We start from the raw sequence: 19,185 nt of genomic DNA, 5'->3' as shown, positions 1-19,185 counted from the left end.
CAGTTAAAAATTTTTATACCGACAGAAGTGCTGTAGAAGCCGGCGGCTGAACTTTAGTTCACCCACAGACGAAGCGATTCACGTTTTTTTCACGAAACGAAGCTTCGCACATTGTCGGAGTTGTTACAAAGCACGCGTAGGACGTTTCTGAAATCTTCTGGATCGCCGGTCGTCCAGAACTGAGCGGTCTGAGGATGACCGCTCGCCAACAGCTCGCGCTCGCTCAATAACCGCTGCAACTGCCGCGCTACAGCCGCCCCGGTGTCGATCAGCGTGATGGACGCAGGGATCATTTTCCGCAGCAACGGCTTGAGAAACGGGTAATGGGTGCAACCCAGAATGATGGTGTCGCAACCCGCCGCAAGCAACGGCGCGACATAACCCTGCAGCAATTGGCGAATCGTCGGGCTGACCAGGTCACCCGTTTCGATCAACTCGACCAGCCCCGGGCAGGGCTGCGTGATGACTTGCACGTCTGCCGCGAAGCGATCGAGCAATGCGGCGAATTTGGCGCTTTGCAAAGTGCCCGTGGTCGCCAGCACACCGACGACACCGGTTCGCGTCGCCGCGGCCGCAGGTTTGACCGCCGGCTCCATACCCACCAGCGGCCAGTCAGGGTAGCGGAGGCGCAAGTCAGCGATGCCGGCCACCGTCGCCGTGTTGCAGGCGATCACCAGGGCCTTGGCGCGCTGATTGTGGAAGAACTCGGCAATCGTCGCGCAACGTTCACGAATGAATTCGGGGGTTTTCTCGCCGTAGGGGATATGGCCGCAGTCGGCGACGTAAAGCAATGACTCTCGTGGCAGCAGTTGCTGTATTTCCGCCAGCACCGACAACCCGCCGACGCCGGAATCAAATACCGCCACCGGCGCGTCACTGTCTCTATTCATGCTCGGCGGAAGCTCGACGCCCGGTGCCGCACACGCTGCAGCCAGGATCGCGTTTGACTTTCAACTCGCGGAATCGCGTGCTCACAGCGTCGATCAGCAGAAGTCGCCCCACCATCGGTTCGCCAAATTCGGCAATGAGCTTGAGAGCCTCAAGGGCCTGCAAACTGCCGACCAACCCCACCAACGGGCCGATGACGCCGGCCTCGCTGCAGGTCAGTTCGGTCTCGCTGCCGTGCCCGTACAGGCAGTGGTAACAAGGGCTCTCCGGACGGCGCGGATCGAACACCGACAGTTGCGCTTCGAGGCGGATCGCGGCGCCGCTGACCAGGGGTTTGCACGCGGCAACGCAGGCAGCATTGACCGCCTCGCGCGTCGAGAAATTGTCCGAGCAGTCCAGAACCAGATCGACCTCGGCAACGGCTGCCGCCAGTGAGTCGACATCAAGGGCCGCGCGATGGGCAACCAGTGTTATCTGCGGATTGATAGCAGTCAGCCGGGTGATGGCTGAATCGACCTTGCTCAGGCCCACGCTCGGGGTGTCATGAAGGATCTGGCGTTGCAGGTTGGTCAGATCGACGCTGTCGAAATCCGCCAGATGCAGTTCACCAACGCCGGCCGCCACAAGGTACAACGCCACCGGCGAACCCAGTCCGCCGAGGCCGACAATCAACACGCGGCTCTGCTTGATGCGCAACTGACCATCGATGTCGACTTGTTGCAGAAGGATCTGCCGGCTATAGCGCAGCAGTTCCTCGTCCGTCAGCACGGCACTCGCCCGAAGGTGATGCGTTCATGGTCGCCCAGATCGCGGCGGGTCTTGATCTGTTCGAATCCGTGCTCAACCAACAGCTCGCGCACCGCCGCGCCTTGATCGTAACCATGCTCCAGCAACAGCCAGCCGCCGGCTTCAAGGTGCGCGGGCGCTTGCGACACAATCAAACGCAGATCGTCCAGGCCATCGGCGCCGGAGACCAGCGCACTGCTTGGCTCGAAGCGCACGTCACCTTCGACCAGGTGCGGGTCGTTGGAGGCGATGTAGGGAGGATTGCTCAGGATCAGGTCGAAACGCTGACCCTCGACCGCACCGAACCAGTGGCTGTGCAAAACCTTCGCGTTATCCAGATGCAGGCGCTGCCGATTGCGTTCGGCAAGCTCGACCGCCTCTTCAACGCGGTCTACCGCCGTGACGCTCCATTGCGGACGATCCTTGGCCAGCGACAGCGCGATGGCGCCGGTGCCAGTGCCCAAGTCGAGCAGCGTGTGGGGAATCGCACCGGGCAAAAGCTCCAGCGCGGTTTCCACCAGCATCTCGGTTTCAGGCCGCGGGATCAGCGTATGGGGCGCGACCTCCAGGTCGATGTTCCAGAACCCTTGCAGGCCCAGGATGTACGCGACGGGTTCACCGGTTCGACGACGCTTGAGATAGCCGTCAAAGGCGTGCGCTGCTTCGGTGCTGACAATACGCTCGGGCCAGGTGTGCAGGAAACTGCGCGGTTTGCCCAAGGCAGCGGCCAGCAACAATTCTGCATCCAGACGCGCTGTCGGAGAGTCCGGCAACTCGGCGCTTCTTAACAAGCTGGCGATGATGGTCATTTAATCACCCAGTGCCGCAAGTTGATCTGCCTGATACTCGGCAAGTAACGGTTCTATCACTGCATCGACCCCGCCGGCCAGAACTTCATCAAGGGAATAGAGGGTCAGGTTCACGCGGTGATCCGTGACTCGGCCCTGTGGAAAATTGTACGTACGAATGCGTTCCGAGCGATCCCCGGAACCTACCAGCAATTTACGCTCGCTGGCGATGGCGTTGGCCGCCGCAGAGGTCTGCTGATCATTGAGCTTGGCCGATAGCCAGGACATGGCCCGCGCACGGTTCTTGTGCTGCGAACGTTCTTCCTGACACTCCACCACAATGCCGGACGGCAAGTGCGTAATGCGGATGGCCGAATCGGTCTTGTTGACGTGCTGACCACCGGCGCCGGATGAGCGATAGGTGTCAACGCGCAAGTCGGATGGATTGATCTCGATGGTCTGCTGCTCGTCCGGCTCCGGCAACACCGCTACCGTACACGCAGAGGTGTGGATGCGTCCCTGGGATTCGGTTTCCGGGACGCGCTGAACACGATGCACACCCGACTCGAATTTCAGCTTGCCGTAGACGTTTTCGCCTTCGACCCGGGCGATGACTTCCTTGTAGCCGCCATGTTCGCCTACGTTCTCGGACAGGATCTCGACACGCCAGCCACGTCGCTCGGCATAGCGGGAATACATGCGGAACAGGTCCCCGGCGAAAATGGCGGCTTCGTCGCCACCGGTGCCGGCGCGAACTTCCAGAAACACGTTGCGGCCATCGTTTGGGTCCTTGGGCAGCAGCATTTTCTGCAGGTCAGCCTCAAGCACCAGCAATTGATCCTTGGCATCGCGTACTTCTTCGACGGCCATTTCGCGCATGTCAGGGTCGCTGTCCTTGAGCAGCGCCTGGGCGCCTTCGAGGTCGGCCTGCACTTTCTGCAGTTGCCGGTACACCTGAATCACTGGCTCGACTTCGGCGTACTCACGGGAGTACGCGCGAAATTTGGTCTGATCGGAGATGACTTCGCCATCGCCGAGCAGCGCGGTCAATTCCTCGAAACGGTCGCTGAGCACGTCCAGCTTATTAAGCAGTGAAGCTTTCATTGCGGGGATTTATCCGTGGAGCCCTCGTTGAGGGCAAAGAGTTCCTGGGCCATGGCCAGCGCATCGACGCGGCCTTCGGCGGACAGCTTTTTGAGTTGCACGCTGGGGGCGTGCATCAATTTATTCGTCAGGCCACGCGCCAGCGCCATCAGCACGTCTTCAGCGTTGCTGCCATTGGCGAGCATGCGCTGGGCCTTCTGCAATTCTTCGTCACGCAGGCGTTCGCTCTGCTGACGATACGCCTTGAGCACGTCGACCGCCGCCAGTTCGCGCAGCCGCGACATGAAGTCATCGACGCCCACGCTGACCAGCTCTTCGGCCGCCTGCGCCGCGCCCTGGCGACTCTTGAGGTTTTCAGCGACGACTTCGTGCAGATCGTCAACGGTATAGAGGTAGACGTCGTCCAGCTCGCCGACCTCGGGCTCGATGTCGCGCGGCACGGCGATATCGACCATAAAGATCGGCTTGTGCTTGCGCAGTTTCAGCGCGCTTTCTACCGCTCCCTTGCCCAGAATCGGCAGTTGGCTGGCCGTGGAGCTGATGACGATGTCGCTATTGACCAGCTCGGCCGGGATGTCGGCCAACAGCACCGCGTGAGCACCAAACTGCTCGGCGAGAATATTCGCCCGCTCAAGGGTGCGGTTGGCAACGACGATACGCTTGACCCCAAGCTCGTGCAGGTGACGGGCAACCAGAGTGATGGTCTCCCCTGCCCCGATCAGCAACGCCTGACTGCGCTGCAGGTCGCTGAAAATCTGCTTGGCCAGGCTGACGGCGGCAAAGGCGACGGAGACCGGGTTTTCGCCAATGGCGGTGTCGGTGCGTACCTGTTTGGCAGCGCTGAAGGTGGCCTGAAACAGCCGCCCGAGCAACGGCCCGACCGTGCCGGCCTCCCGGGCAACGGCATAGGCTGATTTCATCTGACCGAGGATCTGCGGCTCGCCGAGCACCAGCGAATCCAGCCCCGACGCCACGCGCATCATGTGACGCACCGCCGCGTCGTCTTGATGTACATAGGCGCTGGCCCGCAGCTCATCGACATTCAGGTGGTGATAATCCGCCAGCCAATGCAACACGGCGTCGGCGGTCAGCTGATCTTGCTCGATATAAAGTTCGCTGCGATTGCAGGTGGAGAGAATGGCCGCTTCCCGGCTCTGGGTCAGGCGGCAGAGCTGCTGCAGCGCCTCAACCAGCTGCTCAGGCGTAAATGCCACGCGCTCGCGGACATCAACTGATGCAGTCTTATGGTTGATACCCAGAGCAAGAAAGGCCATTCAAGGTCGCTGATGGTGACGTGAAGCCGGCAATTGTCCTACTTCACTAGAGGGAGGACAACCACCGCAATACATTCAGAACGTCCGCAGCACGCTATTGTCCCTATACAGGTTGCGTATCACCGCCTCCGGCCTGCGACAAAATGTCCGCGCGCAGGCTGTAGATTGAGCGTATCCAGATTTCGTGCGGGCTGTGGGTTTGCTCCCGGCCTTGTGTCATGATGCTTCCAAACCGCAGGTAAGCCGCCCCTCTTCTATATGAATAAATCCTCCGCGCTGTTCCTTGCCCTTGTCGCTCTGAGTGGCTGCCAGTCTACGGCCTCCGTTTCTACGGAGCCCTCCGCACCGGCGAAAGAAGCGCCGCCCGCACCCGAGGCCAAACCTCAGGTGTACGGCTCCTTTACTCAGGAAACTGTCGTCAGCCTGCTGACTGCCGAGCTTGCCGGCCAGCGCAACCGCTTCGACATCGCGCTTGATAACTACGTGACCCAGGCGATCCAGACCCAGGACCCGGGGATTTCCGAGCGCGCCTTCCGCATCGCCGAGTACCTGGGCGCCGATCAGGCAGCCCTCGACACATCGATGATCTGGGCCAAAAACGACCCGAGCAATCTCGAGGCACAGCGCGCGGCAGCCATCCAGCTGGCGCGGGCCGGTCGCTACGACGACGCCATGCGTTACATGGAGAAGGTGCTTCAGGGCCAGGGCGACACGCATTTTGACTTCCTCGCGCTGTCGGCGTCGGAAACCGACTCCACTACGCGCAAAGGGCTGATCACCAGCTTCGACCGCCTGTTGACGAAGTACCCGAAAAACGGCCAGCTGATCTTCGGCAAGGCACTGCTCCTTCAGCAGGAAGGCGACAGTGCCGCCTCCCTGAAACTGCTGGAAGACAACCCGCCGGGTGAAGGCGAAGTGGCGCCGATTCTGCTGCGCGCTCGCTTGCTGCAAAGCATGAACCGCGGCAAGGAAGCGATTCCGCTACTGGAAAAAAGCATTAAGAAGTACCCGGATGACAAGCGTCTGCGCCTGACCTATGCGCGCATGCTGGTGGAACAGAACCGCATGGAAGACGCCAAAGTGCAGTTCTCCAGCCTGGTTCAGCAGTACCCGGATGATGATGAGCTGCGTTACTCGCTCGCCCTCGTGTGCCTGGAAAACAAGGCATGGGACGAAGCGCAGGGTTACCTCGAAGACCTCGTCGCCCGTGGCAGTCACGTCGATTCGGCCCACGTAAACCTTGGCCGCATCTACGAAGAACGCAACGACCCACAAACCGCGCTGGCCGAATACGCCCAAGTGGGCCCCGGCAATGACTTCCTGCCTGCGCAGCTGCGTCAGGCCGATATTCTCATGAGCAACGGCAACACCGCCGAGGCCTCGAAACGGCTGGCTCAGGCCCGCGCGGACCAACCCGACTACGCCATTCAGCTGTATCTGGTGGAAGCCGAGACCCTGGCCAACAACAACCAGAGCGATCGCGCCTGGCAAGTGTTGAGTCAGGCGCTCAAGCAGCACCCGGACGACCTGAATCTGCTCTACACCCGCTCGATGCTGGCCGAGAAACGCAACGATCTGAAACAGATGGAGAGCGATCTTCGCGCCATTCTTAAACGCGAGCCGGACAACGCCATGGCGCTGAACGCCCTGGGCTACACGCTTTCGGACCGCACGACGCGCTACGCCGAGGCCAAGGACTTGATCGAGCGCGCGCACCAGCTCAATCCGGAAGACCCGGCAGTGCTCGACAGCCTGGGCTGGGTCAATTACCGCCTGGGCAATCTGGATGAGGCCGAACGTCTGCTGCGCCAGGCGCTGGAGCGGTTCCCGGATCACGAAGTCGCCGCGCACCTGGGCGAAGTCCTGTGGGCCAAAGGCGAGCAGCGTGAAGCCCGCAAAGTGTGGGCCAAGGCCCTCGAACAACAACCTGACAGCCCGGTCTTGCGCAGCACCATCAAACGCCTGACCGGCGCCGAGACCCTTTGAATTTATGCAATTGCGCCACGTACTCGTATTCAGCCTGATCGCCCTGCTCGCCGGCTGTGCCGGCATGTCCTCCCGCGAAGCCGTTCAAGGCAAGGGCGACGCCAATCAATGGCGTGTGAACAAAGAACAACTCAGCAGCCTCGACGGCTGGCAGATCAACGGGAAGGTTGGGATCCGCGCGCCCAAGGACTCCGGTAGCGGCACGCTGTTCTGGCTGCAACGTCAGGATTACTACGACATTCGCCTGTCCGGCCCGCTGGGTCGCGGTGCCGCTCGCTTGACGGGTCGCCCTGGCGCGGTGTCGCTGGAAGTCGCCAATCAGGGCCGCTACGACGCGCCGGATCCGGAAACCCTGCTCAAGGATCAGTTGGGCTGGAAACTGCCTGTGTCGCATCTTGTGTGGTGGGTGCGCGGGTTGCCCGCCCCGGACAGCAAAAGCAGCCTGACCCTTGACGGTGACAGTCGCCTGGCCAGCCTTGAACAGGATGGCTGGCAGATCGAGTACCTGAGCTACACCCAGCAAAACGGTTTCTGGCTGCCTGAACGCATGAAGCTGCACGGGCAGGATCTGGACGTCACGCTGGTCATCAAGGACTGGCAACCACGCAAACTGGGGCAATGAGCATGTTGCAAGCACGACTGACACTGCCCGCCCCTGCCAAACTGAATCTGATGCTGCACATCACTGGACGCCGTGCCGATGGTTATCACGAACTGCAGACGCTGTTTCAGTTTCTCGATTATGGCGACGAACTCAGTTTCGCGCTTCGCGACGACGGTGAAGTGCGCCTGCAGACAGAAATTGCCGACGTCCCCCACGACAGTAATTTGATCGTGAGAGCGGCCCGCGCCCTCAAAGATCAATCCGGTTGCCCGCTCGGTGTCGATATCTGGCTGAAAAAAATCCTGCCCATGGGTGGCGGTATTGGCGGCGGAAGCTCCGATGCGGCAACTACACTGCTCGGCCTGAATCATCTCTGGCAACTTGGCTGGGATGAAGATCGACTGGCGGCGCTGGGCCTCAAACTTGGGGCTGACGTGCCGGTTTTCGTGCGCGGGCACGCCGCTTTTGCCGAGGGCATCGGCGAGATCCTGACCCCTGTAACCCCCGAAGAACCCTGGTATCTGGTGCTGGTGCCGCAAGTATCTGTAAGTACAGCAGAAATTTTTTCAGATCCGCTGTTGACACGTGACACTCCTCCCATTAAAGTGCGCCCCGTTCCCAAGGGAAACAGTCGAAACGACTGCTTACCGGTTGTAACGAGGCGGTATCCAGAAGTTGGTAACGCTTTGAATTTGTTAGGTAATTTTACCGAAGCAAAATTAACCGGAACTGGAAGTTGTGTGTTTGGGGCCTTCCCAAGCAAAGCTGAAGCTGATAAAGTCTCGGCCCTTCTTACAGAGACCCTTACAGGGTTTGTAGCAAAAGGCGCAAACATCTCGATGTTGCACCGGAAGTTACAAGCGCTGCTCTAAAAGGAACCGAGTGCAAGGCACTCGTGCAACAGATACAGGGGCGTCGCCAAGCGGTAAGGCAGCAGGTTTTGATCCTGCCATGCGTTGGTTCGAATCCAGCCGCCCCTGCCATTTTCCTATAGTCATCCAGGCATACCCTAAGCCTCCAGGTACTGCGCGTGTCCAAGATGATGGTCTTTACGGGGAACGCCAACCCCGATCTGGCTCGGCGTGTCGTACGTCAGCTGCATATCCCTCTCGGTGACATCTCTGTTGGAAAGTTCTCCGACGGTGAGATTACCGCTGAGATCAATGAAAACGTTCGCGGTAAAGACGTCTTCATTATCCAGCCGACCTGCGCTCCGACCAACGATAACCTGATGGAACTCGTCGTGATGGCTGATGCCTTCCGTCGCTCCTCGGCTACTCGTATCACTGCTGTAATCCCTTACTTTGGTTATGCCCGCCAGGATCGCCGTCCGCGTTCTGCCCGTGTGGCTATCAGCGCTAAAGTGGTTGCGGATATGCTCACCGTCGTCGGTATCGACCGTGTGCTGACTGTTGACCTGCACGCTGACCAGATTCAAGGCTTCTTCGATATTCCGGTAGATAACATCTACGGCTCCCCGGTCCTGGTGGATGACATTGAAGACCAACGCTTCGAAAACCTGATGATTGTCTCTCCGGATATCGGCGGCGTCGTGCGTGCACGTGCTGTTGCCAAGTCTCTGGGCGTTGATCTGGGCATCATCGACAAGCGCCGCGAGAAGGCCAACCACTCCGAAGTGATGCACATCATCGGTGACGTTGAAGGCCGTACCTGTATTCTCGTCGACGACATGGTCGATACCGCGGGCACCTTGTGCCATGCGGCCAAGGCGCTGAAGGAACACGGCGCTGCCAAGGTTTTCGCGTATTGCACACACCCTGTCCTGTCGGGCCGTGCGATCGAGAACATCGAAAATTCCGTGCTGGATGAACTGGTGGTCACTAACACCATCCCGTTGTCCGCTGCAGCACAGGCCTGTGACCGTATCCGTCAACTGGATATCGCACCGGTAGTCGCTGAGGCGATGCGTCGCATCAGCAACGAAGAATCGATCAGCGCGATGTTCCGATAAGGGCCCTGCCCTGCCGAACCATCCGTTGACGAAAAGCGCCCCGCCCCGACACTCAATGCCGGGGCGGGGCTTTTTTGCCCATACCGTGTCAGGCGCTGGTCGCAAACGCCGCTCGGTCATGGCTATATTGGAGATGCAAAATGAACGAATTTACTCTGAACGCCCAAGCGCGTACTGACCTGGGGAAAGGTGCGAGCCGCCGCCTGCGTCGTCTCGCCGCCTCCGTCCCAGCCGTTGTTTACGGCGGTGGCAAGGAAGCGACTTCGATCACCATCGAAGCCAAAGAACTCGCCAAAATGTTCGAAAACGAAGCTGCTTACAGCCACGTTATCGAGCTGAACATTGCTGGCGCCAAGCAGAACGTCATCGTTAAAGCGATGCAGCGTCACCCTGCCAAGCAGTTCATCATGCACGCCGACTTCATCCGCGTCGTGGCTGGCCAGAAACTGACCGCTATCGTTCCAGTGCACTTCATCAACGAAGAAGCACCGGTCAAGAAAGGCGGCGAGATCTCGCACACCACCACTGAGCTGGAAGTGACCTGCCTGCCAAAAGACCTGCCTGAGTTCATCGAAGTTGACCTGGGCGCGCTGGAAATCGGCGACAAGGTTCACCTGTCCGATATCAAGGCACCTAAAGGTGTTGAATTCGTCGCTCTGGCCCACGACAAGGATCTGGACATCGCTAACGTCCACGCTCCTCGCATCGTCCAGGACGAAGAAGAAGGCACCGCAGAAGGCGAAGCAGAGTAATTACTACTCGCTAGCCGGTTGAACCCGTGATGATGTTTTCCATCATCACACTCGACCCAAGGAAGAGCCCCTGACGTGACCGCCATCCAACTGATCGTCGGCCTGGGAAATCCAGGCCCCGAATACGAACAGACCCGGCATAACGCAGGGGCTCTTTTCGTTGAGCGCATTGCCAGCGCACAGCGTGTCAATCTGACCGCTGACCGCAAATATTTCGGCCTGATGGCTAAGTTCAGTCATCAGGGCCAAGACGTTCGTCTGCTGATTCCCACCACCTACATGAACCGCAGCGGCCAGTCCGTTGCAGCTCTGGCGGGTTTCTTCCGGATTCCTCCGCAAGCCATTCTGGTGGCCCACGACGAACTCGACCTGCCTCCGGGCGTCGCCAAACTCAAACTGGGTGGCGGGCACGGCGGGCATAACGGGTTGCGCGACATCATTGCGCAGCTCGGCAACCAGAACGGCTTCCACCGCCTGCGGCTTGGCATCGGCCACCCGGGCGACGCCAGTCTGGTGTCCAACTTCGTTCTGGGTCGTGCGCCACGCGCCGAACAGGAAAAACTGGACGCCAGCATCGACTTTGCCCTCGGCGTGTTGCCGGATGTACTCGCTGGCGACTTCGCCAAGGCGATGCGCGTCCTGCACAGCCAGAAGGCCTGACATCACTCGAGGGGAAACACCATGGGATTCAACTGCGGCATCGTCGGCCTGCCCAACGTCGGCAAGTCCACCCTGTTCAACGCCCTGACCAAGTCCGGTATCGCGGCGGAGAACTTTCCCTTCTGCACCATCGAACCGAACACCGGAATCGTGCCAATGCCGGACCCGCGCCTGCAGGCCCTGGCCGACATCGTCAACCCGAAGCGCATCCTGCCGACCACCATGGAATTCGTCGACATCGCCGGGCTGGTTGCCGGTGCATCCAAAGGTGAAGGCCTGGGCAACAAGTTCCTCGCCAACATCCGCGAAACCGACGCCATTGCTCACGTCGTGCGCTGCTTCGAAGACGAGAACGTGATTCACGTCTCCAACAGCGTCGACCCAAAGCGCGACATCGAGATCATCGATCTGGAGCTGATTTTCGCTGACCTCGACAGCTGCGAGAAGCAACTGCAGAAAGTCACGCGCAACGCCAAGGGCGGCGACAAGGACGCAGTGGTCCAGAAAGGCCTGCTGGAACAACTCATCGCACACTTCACGCTGGGCAAACCTGCGCGCAGCCTGATGAAGAGCATGAACGCCGATGAGAAAGCCGTCATCAAGGGCTTCCATCTGCTGACCACCAAACCGGTCATGTACATCGCCAACGTCGCGGAAGACGGTTTCGAGAATAACCCGCACCTGGACGTGGTTCGTGCTATCGCCGAAGAAGAAGGCGCAATGCTGGTGCCGGTCTGCAACAAGATCGAAGCGGAAATCGCCGAACTCGATGACGGCGAAGAAAAGGACATGTTCCTGGAGGCCCTGGGCCTTGAAGAACCTGGTCTGAACCGCGTGATCCGCGCCGGCTACGAAATGCTGCATCTGCAGACCTACTTCACTGCCGGTGTCGAAGAAGTGCGTGCCTGGACCGTCCGTGTCGGCGCCACCGCGCCACAGGCTGCCGGCGTGATCCACACCGATTTCGAAAAAGGCTTCATCCGCGCCGAGTGCGTCGCCTACAACGACTTCATCCAGTACAAAGGTGAGGCCGGTGCCAAGGAAGCGGGCAAATGGCGCCTGGAAGGCAAGGATTACATCGTCAAGGACGGCGACGTTCTGCACTTCCGTTTCAACGTCTGACGCCCTCGTGGACTTCCACGAACTTCGTTGAACACCAAAGCCCGCACATCACTCAGTGATCCGCGGGCTTTGTGCTTTTAATGCGCCTCAGACGATCGGCTGTGCTGCGCGAAACAGCAGAACTACGCCTTCGCGCTTGAGCGTTACCTCGCGAAAATGAGTCCGCAAATGCGCCTCGAAACCGGCCTGGGTGTCCTGGCTGTTTCCGAAGATGCCTTTCTTGTTGTAAACCGCCATCAGCTTGCGACCGAAGCCATTGTGCCCCGCCTCGTCCCCCAGAATCGTTGCGCCAAACAATACGCCGTCAGGGTTCAGGTTGTGCTTGAGGTGAGCAAAGATCGCTGCCTTGGCGGCCAGCCGACCTGGCAGGCAATGCAGCAGGTAGAACAGCGATATCGAATCGAAACGCTCGTTGCCGGGGATCGGCGTCATCACATCGTGCTGAAGGGTGCGCGTGTCTGACCGGCCGATTCTGCGCTTGGCAGCGGCGAGGCTGCTGGGATTGAGGTCCATCAGGGTGATTTGGGTGGCCACCGGCAGCTTCGCCTTGGCCAGGTAATAACCCGTGCCGACACCGATATCCAGATGATGCGCGCGAACATTGGCGCGGAAGAACGGCAACAACACCTCGTCGGTCGTGCAACGCCAGGCATACCGATTGGAGATGCCCAACACCCAGGCGTCGTACAACGCTAACGTCAGGGGCGAATAAACCGCCGCACCTGCGGCACTGCTGTCGGTCATGGAGAAATCCCCTACGGCGATGGGTATCGAAATACCAAAAGAAAGCGACGGATCTTATACGTCGCCTTCCTTTCTTCTTTCAACCCGCGCCGTACGCTGCCCCATGATGGCGTGCACGCAATCGCGCGCCGGTCACCCTCACGCCTCGCCTGCGCAGCTCACCCCAAATGGAATCTCGCGGTGTTGTCACTCAAGGCCCGACTGCCTTTAGTCAGTGTGTCTGCGGCCTGATTGACCGCACGCGCGCCTTCAAGCAAACGGCCAGCAGCCTGATCAACCTGCTGGATGTTGCCGCTGACCTCGTCCGCCGTCGAGGCCTGTTCCTCAACCGCCGTGGCGATCTGCGCCAGCGTGTCAGTGACGATCTGCACCGCGCTGGCGATCTCTTCCAGCCGCTCGCCCAACCCGGTCACCGACTGTGCATCACTGACCGCCTGGCCACATGCCGCCTCCATCAGGCTGACGGCCTGACTGACAGTCGAACGCAGGCTGTCCACGGTCCCGGCGATTTGCGCGGTCGACGCCTGGGTCCGCTGCGACAAACTGCGCACTTCGTCAGCGACCACGGCGAAGCCACGGCCCTGCTCCCCCGCTCGCGCCGCTTCGATGGCAGCATTGAGCGCCAGCAGGTTGGTCTGTTCGGCAATGCCGCGGATGGTGTCCACCACGGACTGGATCTGCTGCCCCTGCTCACTGACTTTGCTCAACGCGTTGGCGGTGTCGGTTAGCTTCTGGTTCAGCTGCTGAATGCTCGCCGTGGTGCGTTGACTGTCGCGGCTGCTGTCTTCGGCGATGCGTCGGGTGGCCTGGGCGCTGCCGGATGCGGCTTCACAGCTGCGGGCCACACCAATGGACGTCGCGGCCAGCTCGGTGGCCGCAGCGGCGATCTGACTGATTTGCTGCTGTTGATCTTCAACTTCGTTGAGCGTGCTGCCGGACTGCGCATTGAGGGTCAGCACCGCAGAGCCCAGTTGCTGGGTTTCGTGGTTGACGCCCAGCAGACTGGTGCGCAGTTGCACCACCGCAACGTTGAGGGCGGTGCTGATTGCAGCGAGTTCGTCACGCCCCTGGACGGCGACTTCAACGCACAAATTGCCGTCACGCAGCGACTCGGCCAGGGTCGTAATGCCCTTGGCGCTGCGCTGGATCGACGCTTGCAGGCACATGAATAGATACAGCGCCGCGAGCGCAAGAATGCTGAAAATTGCGGCCACCGGAACGAACTGCAGAGTCGACTGCTCATGGTAATAATCGAGCCGACTGGTCAGTGACGACAGTGATTGCTTGCGCAAGGCAGCCAGTCCTTCACTGACGCCATCGACGCTGCGCTCGAAAGCAGCAGGGTCTAACTTGATGCTGCCGCCGAACACACCGTCGTCGAGCACTTTCAATTCGTTATCAAGGCGCTGAAGACTGTCTTCATACTGACGCGTCCAGACTTCCATGCCCGGATACGCTTTGGATTGGAGCGAACCCACGGCTTTGACCAGTTGATCCCGCGCGTCACCGATACGACTGCGCAGGTCGCGCATTTGAAGACGGCTCTGCAACGAGAACTGCCCGGACGCGATCGACGATTGGCCGATACTCGCCATCCGCCCTACGCGCTCGACCAGTTCCGGCGCCTGCTGCGTAGAGATTTGCATCAGCAAGTAGGTTTCAAGCCATGGATCGAGAATCAAGCCGCTGTCCATGGCGATCTGCTCTCGCAGACTCTGCAACGCTGTGAGGGCGGAGGTAAAACGGTCATAGCCGTCCGGCCACCAGCCAACGGTGCGCAGAGATTCCGAATCCATGCCTTTGACCGAAGCCTGCACCGCTTGATACCGCGTCATGATGTCCGCGCTGGCGTTCTGCGCTTTGAGTTCATCGCCCAGAGAAGCGAGGGTTCGGGTCAGGTCAGGGTTGGCGGCATCCAGCGCGTTCATGGCTGCCTTCGCGGCCGGCGTCGGATCACGAAGAATGTCGACGGCCTTCCAGCGCGCAGCGCGGTTGCGCTGGGCCGTCAGCTGCACATCCAGCGCATCAAGCGCCATGAGTTGGCGCACGCCGGCCTGTTCCTGAGAAATCACTTCCAGCTTGCTGCGGTAATCCTGCCCGATCATCCAGAGGCTGCCTGCGAGCGGCAAAATGAATAGAAAGAAGAGCACCTGAAACTTGCGTGCGAACCCGAGACGTCCGAGCAGGCGGATGCCTGGCGACAAAAGACTCTGCATAGCCGACTACTCCTCACCGACAACCGCTGCACGACCCATGATCATCGCTGCGCTGCCTTACATTTTTACCGGCAAAATGCCATGTCTGTGTTTTAAAAACGATAACCGTCCATCTTTTGAACCAGGGCCGCGTTAGGGCTTGTCGAAATCCGCAGCCACCTACATCCATATCGGCAGCGCTGCGGCAGGCATAAGCAAAAAACGGACCGATAGCACGAGGCCATCAAACCGGGCACGAGACCCGTCAGAGTGCGCGCCGGGTGCTCGAAAGTGGGGCAAAAGCACTCATCGTGAGCAGTGAAACTGTCACCGAGGTGCGGGGATGAAGGATGGTTGACGGTGCGGGAGGCTAACCGATTGATCGCGTGGATAATTTTTTTCAAAGAGACGCTTGACACATATTCGATCTGAGCGAATAATGCGCGCCACTTGGCTACATAGCTCAGTTGGTTAGAGCATAGCATTCATAATGCTGGGGTCCGGGGTTCAAGTCCCTGTGTAGCCACCAAGTACCTCAACAAAGCCCGCCTTGCGCGGGCTTTGTTGTTTCTGGCGTTTAGGTTTCAACCAGATTTGTCTCGGAACGTCATCAACCCTGCTCCGTGGTGCACCTTAAGGCCAACCTCCCCTCAACCAGCCCGAAACGCCCAGACCACTTCCACCAGTCTGGCAGCGATCAGCAGATAAACCAGCGACACCAGAATCTGAATCGCCACGTGGTAGCGCAGCTTGCCAAGCCTGCGAATGCCGTCGCTGACGTTCAGGAACATCAGCACGGCGGACACGCCAATCAGCCCCCATCCAGTAGCGCCGGACACCAGTACACCGATGAACTGGTGGTAATCCGCCCTCAACGCACTGGTGCCCGCCGCGAACAACAGCGCGCACACCAGCAGGTTTTTGATGTTGTCGAAGATTTGCGTGCTGAGATCGTGTTCCAGCAAATCGATGTAACGCACCCAGATTTTTCGCATGGTCCGGCGCCTGTGGCTCGATGAACTCATAGCGTAGCGCGCATGCGGCAAGACGGCTGGATGTTGCCCTGTGGCCCGGGCGAAGACGGCAATCCGTGACAACGGCGCTCTCGTCCAATAGATTACGCCCCTCGAAACGCCCCGGGCTTTTCGCGCCTCAAACCCAGTTAACGAAGCAGTGGATGTTCAATGTCTGATTCCCATACCGATCCGGCGGCAAACGCCGTGTCGTCGAAGCAAGCCTACGAAGAAGCCATCAACCTTTCACAACATGTGCCACAGGCCAAAACCATCAGCGAGATGGTGCTCGACGCGTTTCAGAGCGCCAAGGAAAGCGACCAGATTCGCGATCTGCGCCTGGCCATACGCGCCGCCCATGACCGATTCGATGATGACCAGGCCTACGAACTGATGGGTCAGCTTAAACAGCTCAAGGACGCCGAAGCCGCCGACATGGCCGCACTCGAAGATCTGAGCGCGAAGTTTCCGATCAGCCGGATTCTCTCCAGCTACAAGGACGACCCGAGTTTCCAGGAGCTGGTCTACAGCCTGGCGTTGAAAGTGCTCAACCAGACGCATCAAGCGGTCAGCAACCCGAGCGGCGGCAAGAGCAAAGCGGCACGGCCGAAGAAGGAAGCCGAGGTTTTCGTCATCAGCAAGGACGGCGCCAGCGTCACCCTGCCCCTGCGTACGCCGCGCTCGAAAGCCAACGCGGACCGGGAAGCCTTTGAATTCCTGGGTTTCTCGTTCGTCGGTGAAGGCGAGGAGGCCGAGCTGCAGAGCGAGGTGTTCGTGGACAAGGACGGTAACCAGCAGCCCGCCACGCGCAAGAACATCGTCAGCGCGATCCAGCAGCAAACTGCGTTTGAAGGATTCAGCGTCGTTCAGCAATAAGCTGCAGCAATAAGCGCGGCCAAAGGCGCCGCAGCAAGCTCAACACCCGGACCGGTGGCGATCGCAGCGCCATGAGGTAACCTCAAGGGCTGGCCACAGCGGTGCCAACTGACGGTCGCCGCCCTCGAGAGGTGTTGAGCAATGCAGATTCTTGGTGAAACGATCATCGGACAACGCGCTGTGCGGGGCCAGGCCGGAGAGGTTTTTGCCCTCGCCGCCGCCACGGGTGAACCCCTGGCACCGTCGTTTGGCGCCAGCACGCTGGAAGACGTCAACGCTGCGTGCGAACTGGCCGAGGCGTCATTCGATCACTACCGGCAATTGAGTGACGATCAACGCGCCGCCTTTCTAGAAGCCATCGCCCAAGGCCTTCTGGACCTGGGCGATGTGCTGACCGAGCGCGTTCATGTCGAAAGCGGCCTGCCCAAGCCACGCCTTGAAGGCGAGCGGATGCGCACGGTGAACCAGCTCAAACTGTTTGCCAGCCTGCTGCGTGATGGCCGCTGGCACGGTGCCGTGGTCGACACCGCAATGCCGGAGCGCCAGCCACTGCCGCGCGCCGACCTGCGTCTGCGGCGCATCGGCCTTGGCCCGGTGGCAGTGTTCGGCGCCAGCAACTTCCCCCTCGCCTTCTCGGTCGCCGGCGGCGACACCGCTTCAGCGCTGGCGGCTGGCTGCCCGGTCATCGTCAAGGCGCACCCGGCTCACTTGGGCACCAGCGAACTGGTGGGACGCGTGATTCAGAAAGCGGCGCGCGACACGGGCATGCCGGAGGGCGTTTTCTCGTTGCTGATCGACAAGGACATTGCCGTCGGCCAGGCGCTGGTCAGCCACCCATTGATTCAGGCGGTGGGCTTCACCGGCTCCCGCCGTGGCGGCCTGGCGCTCGTGGCAGCGGCTCAAGCGCGTCCGGTGCCGATCCCGGTGTATGCCGAGATGAGCAGCATCAACCCGGTGTTCCTGCTGCCGGCTGCTTTGCTGGCCCGTGCCGAAGCCATCGCCAAGGGTTTTGTCGAATCGCTGGTTATGGGCGCGGGGCAGTTCTGCACCAATCCCGGCATCCTGCTGGCACTGGAAAGCGACGCGCTGGAGACGTTCGTGTCGGCCTCGGCCAAGGCGTTGTCTGACAAACTACCGACCACCATGCTGACGCCAAATATCCACGGCGCTTACTGCAACGGCTTGAATAATCTGCACAGCGCGTCCGGTGTAACGCTGGTGGCGGAAGGTCAGGAGGCCGAAGGTTCATTCCAGGCACGCCCGGCTTTTTTCCGTACCGACTCGGCCACCTTCCTCGCCAACCCTGCGCTGGAGGACGAGAACTTCGGACCAAGCGCGCTGCTGATTGTCTGCACCGACGTTGCCGATCTGCAGAAGGTCGCTGCCAGCTTCGACGGGCAACTGACCGTGACGCTGCAGTTCGACGACGGCGACGAAGCCACCGCCCAGTCGCTCCTGCCGATCCTGGAGCGCAAGGCGGGACGGATTCTGTTCAATGACTTCCCGACCGGCGTCGAAGTGAGTTATTCGATAGTCCACGGCGGGCCTTTCCCGGCCACTTCCGACAGTCGCAGCACCTCGGTAGGCGCGACGGCCATTGATCGATTCCTGCGTCCCGTGTGTTACCAGAACGTGCCGGACTCGCTGCTACCGCCTGCGTTGAAAGCCGGCAATCCGCTGAATACCTGGCGGCTGGTGAACGGCGAACTGTCAAAGGACTGAGCTGCATCCACGTCCGGCGACGGAACCTGCGTCACCGCGCTCCTTCCAATCAGGGGCGCGGTCATGGCAAGCGAGGCATCATCAGTCGGCAGATCGCGGCAGCACCTTGCCCTCCACGCCATCGCCGATCACCAGAAAATGCCCGCCCGCGACATGGTGAATCGTCCGCAGCGCGTCATGCCCCTCGAAATGCCAGTGCCCTTCGGAAAACACGCGCTCATCCGCCCACGCCGCGACCACTTCGCCGATGAACAGATCGTGCGCGCTCTGGTTGTGCGGCTCGGGAATCAATCGGCACTCCAGCCAGCCTGCGCAGCCTTCCAGCAGGGGCGCTTCAACGTGGGAGCCCGCGAAGGTCTCCAGACCATAAGCCTTGAATTTATCCAGGCCTTGTTCTTGGGAGATGTCCAGCCCCGAGGTCGAGCCGACCGTTTCGACGATATCGATCTGGCTGAGGGTCGGCACGTTGATCACAAACGTGCCGGAGCCTTCGAGCAACTGCCGCGTCCATACGGACTTATCCAGAACGACAGTCACTTTCGGCGGCTGGAAGTCCAGCGGCATCGCCCACGCCGCCGCCATGATGTTGCGTTGGCCGTCGTGGGCAGCGCTGATCAAGACCGTCGGGCCATGGTTGAGCAAGCGGTAGCATTTGGCGAGAGGTACCGGACGCCGGTGAGAAACGGTCATGGAGATTAT

At 60.2% G+C, this 19,185-nt stretch carries 18 protein-coding genes and 2 tRNA genes; 11 read left to right on the top strand and 9 right to left on the bottom strand.

Annotation, left to right across the window (positions count from 1 at the left end; translation table 11 throughout):
• Nucleotides 1-89: 89 nt before the first annotated feature.
• The 5 genes from murI to hemA are packed head-to-tail and all read right to left on the bottom strand — an operon-like array spanning nucleotide 90 to nucleotide 4,840.
• The gene (gene murI / locus BMY98_RS01955) at nucleotides 90-890 is read right to left on the bottom strand and encodes a glutamate racemase (protein ID WP_074883965.1); all 801 of its coding nucleotides are present in this window, start codon (nucleotides 888-890) and stop codon (nucleotides 90-92) included.
• Nucleotides 883-1,656 (bottom strand): molybdopterin-synthase adenylyltransferase MoeB, encoded by a 774-nt coding sequence (locus tag BMY98_RS01950; RefSeq protein WP_074883962.1) that lies wholly within the window; start codon nucleotides 1,654-1,656, stop codon nucleotides 883-885. Before BMY98_RS01950 ends, murI begins: the two co-directional genes overlap by 8 nt.
• Complete coding sequence (prmC, locus tag BMY98_RS01945; protein WP_074883959.1) at nucleotides 1,650-2,483, bottom strand: peptide chain release factor N(5)-glutamine methyltransferase; 834 nt, start codon at nucleotides 2,481-2,483, stop codon at nucleotides 1,650-1,652. The genes BMY98_RS01950 and prmC overlap by 7 nt, the downstream gene beginning before the upstream one ends.
• Complete coding sequence (prfA, locus tag BMY98_RS01940; protein ID WP_074883956.1) at nucleotides 2,484-3,566, bottom strand: peptide chain release factor 1; 1,083 nt, start codon at nucleotides 3,564-3,566, stop codon at nucleotides 2,484-2,486. It abuts the gene before it with no gap.
• Complete coding sequence (gene hemA / locus BMY98_RS01935; RefSeq protein WP_074883953.1) at nucleotides 3,563-4,840, bottom strand: glutamyl-tRNA reductase; 1,278 nt, start codon at nucleotides 4,838-4,840, stop codon at nucleotides 3,563-3,565. The genes prfA and hemA overlap by 4 nt, the downstream gene beginning before the upstream one ends.
• A 258-nt stretch (nucleotides 4,841-5,098) precedes the next feature.
• Here hemA and BMY98_RS01930 point away from each other — a divergent pair, with 258 nt between their 5' ends.
• The 8 genes from BMY98_RS01930 (at nucleotide 5,099) to ychF (ending at nucleotide 11,936) form a co-directional block, all read left to right on the top strand.
• Nucleotides 5,099-6,826, top strand: a complete 1,728-nt coding sequence (locus tag BMY98_RS01930; protein ID WP_074883949.1) for a tetratricopeptide repeat protein — start codon at nucleotides 5,099-5,101, stop codon at nucleotides 6,824-6,826.
• A 4-nt stretch (nucleotides 6,827-6,830) separates the two neighbouring features.
• Nucleotides 6,831-7,448: a lipoprotein insertase outer membrane protein LolB gene (gene lolB, locus BMY98_RS01925; RefSeq protein ID WP_074883947.1), complete on the top strand. Its 618-nt coding sequence runs from the start codon at nucleotides 6,831-6,833 to the stop codon at nucleotides 7,446-7,448.
• 5 nt (nucleotides 7,449-7,453) lie between these two features.
• Nucleotides 7,454-8,302, top strand: coding sequence for a 4-(cytidine 5'-diphospho)-2-C-methyl-D-erythritol kinase (ispE, locus tag BMY98_RS01920; protein WP_175514134.1), 849 nt, complete (start codon nucleotides 7,454-7,456; stop codon nucleotides 8,300-8,302).
• A 36-nt stretch (nucleotides 8,303-8,338) separates the two neighbouring features.
• Nucleotides 8,339-8,413, top strand: a tRNA-Gln gene (locus BMY98_RS01915).
• A gap of 47 nt (nucleotides 8,414-8,460) precedes the next feature.
• The gene (locus BMY98_RS01910; protein ID WP_037018241.1) at nucleotides 8,461-9,402 is read left to right on the top strand and encodes a ribose-phosphate pyrophosphokinase; all 942 of its coding nucleotides are present in this window, start codon (nucleotides 8,461-8,463) and stop codon (nucleotides 9,400-9,402) included.
• A 140-nt stretch (nucleotides 9,403-9,542) separates the two neighbouring features.
• Nucleotides 9,543-10,154 carry a 50S ribosomal protein L25/general stress protein Ctc gene (locus BMY98_RS01905; RefSeq protein ID WP_074883943.1) on the top strand — a complete coding sequence of 204 codons (612 nt, stop codon included), beginning with the start codon at nucleotides 9,543-9,545 and terminating at the stop codon, nucleotides 10,152-10,154.
• A gap of 75 nt (nucleotides 10,155-10,229) precedes the next feature.
• Nucleotides 10,230-10,814, top strand: a complete 585-nt coding sequence (gene pth / locus BMY98_RS01900) for an aminoacyl-tRNA hydrolase (protein ID WP_074883940.1) — start codon at nucleotides 10,230-10,232, stop codon at nucleotides 10,812-10,814.
• Nucleotides 10,815-10,835: 21 nt separating this feature from the next.
• The gene (gene ychF / locus BMY98_RS01895; RefSeq protein WP_074883938.1) at nucleotides 10,836-11,936 is read left to right on the top strand and encodes a redox-regulated ATPase YchF; all 1,101 of its coding nucleotides are present in this window, start codon (nucleotides 10,836-10,838) and stop codon (nucleotides 11,934-11,936) included.
• An 87-nt stretch (nucleotides 11,937-12,023) separates the two neighbouring features.
• Here the strand turns inward: ychF and BMY98_RS01890 are convergent, their stop codons facing one another.
• Both BMY98_RS01890 and BMY98_RS01885 read right to left on the bottom strand, forming a co-directional pair.
• Nucleotides 12,024-12,680, bottom strand: a complete 657-nt coding sequence (locus BMY98_RS01890; protein ID WP_074883935.1) for a class I SAM-dependent methyltransferase — start codon at nucleotides 12,678-12,680, stop codon at nucleotides 12,024-12,026.
• Between the two features lie 158 nt (nucleotides 12,681-12,838).
• Nucleotides 12,839-14,896 (bottom strand): methyl-accepting chemotaxis protein, encoded by a 2,058-nt coding sequence (locus tag BMY98_RS01885; RefSeq protein WP_074883932.1) that lies wholly within the window; start codon nucleotides 14,894-14,896, stop codon nucleotides 12,839-12,841.
• 431 nt (nucleotides 14,897-15,327) lie between these two features.
• Between BMY98_RS01885 and BMY98_RS01880 the strand changes: the two genes are divergently transcribed.
• Nucleotides 15,328-15,404: transfer RNA gene (locus BMY98_RS01880), tRNA-Met, on the top strand.
• 121 nt (nucleotides 15,405-15,525) lie between these two features.
• Here the strand turns inward: BMY98_RS01880 and BMY98_RS01875 are convergent.
• On the bottom strand, nucleotides 15,526-15,870 hold the full coding sequence (locus BMY98_RS01875; RefSeq protein WP_074883926.1) for a hypothetical protein: 345 nt from the start codon (nucleotides 15,868-15,870) through the stop codon (nucleotides 15,526-15,528).
• A gap of 189 nt (nucleotides 15,871-16,059) precedes the next feature.
• Here BMY98_RS01875 and BMY98_RS01870 point away from each other — a divergent pair, with 189 nt between their 5' ends.
• A complete protein-coding gene (locus BMY98_RS01870) occupies nucleotides 16,060-16,764 on the top strand; it encodes a hypothetical protein (protein WP_074883924.1) in 705 nt (234 codons plus the stop codon).
• A 141-nt stretch (nucleotides 16,765-16,905) separates the two neighbouring features.
• The gene (locus BMY98_RS01865) at nucleotides 16,906-18,486 is read left to right on the top strand and encodes an aldehyde dehydrogenase (NADP(+)) (protein ID WP_074883923.1); all 1,581 of its coding nucleotides are present in this window, start codon (nucleotides 16,906-16,908) and stop codon (nucleotides 18,484-18,486) included.
• A gap of 81 nt (nucleotides 18,487-18,567) precedes the next feature.
• On the opposite strand, the gene BMY98_RS01860 is transcribed toward BMY98_RS01865, so the two are convergent.
• On the bottom strand, nucleotides 18,568-19,176 hold the full coding sequence (locus BMY98_RS01860; protein WP_074883922.1) for a flavin reductase family protein: 609 nt from the start codon (nucleotides 19,174-19,176) through the stop codon (nucleotides 18,568-18,570).
• Nucleotides 19,177-19,185: the final 9 nt, after the last annotated feature.

The sequence above is a fragment of the Pseudomonas graminis genome (genome assembly GCF_900111735.1).
Taxonomy (GTDB): domain Bacteria; phylum Pseudomonadota; class Gammaproteobacteria; order Pseudomonadales; family Pseudomonadaceae; genus Aquipseudomonas; species Aquipseudomonas graminis.
Note: the sequence above shows the minus strand (reverse complement) of the source record. Positions and strands in the feature narration are given on the sequence as shown.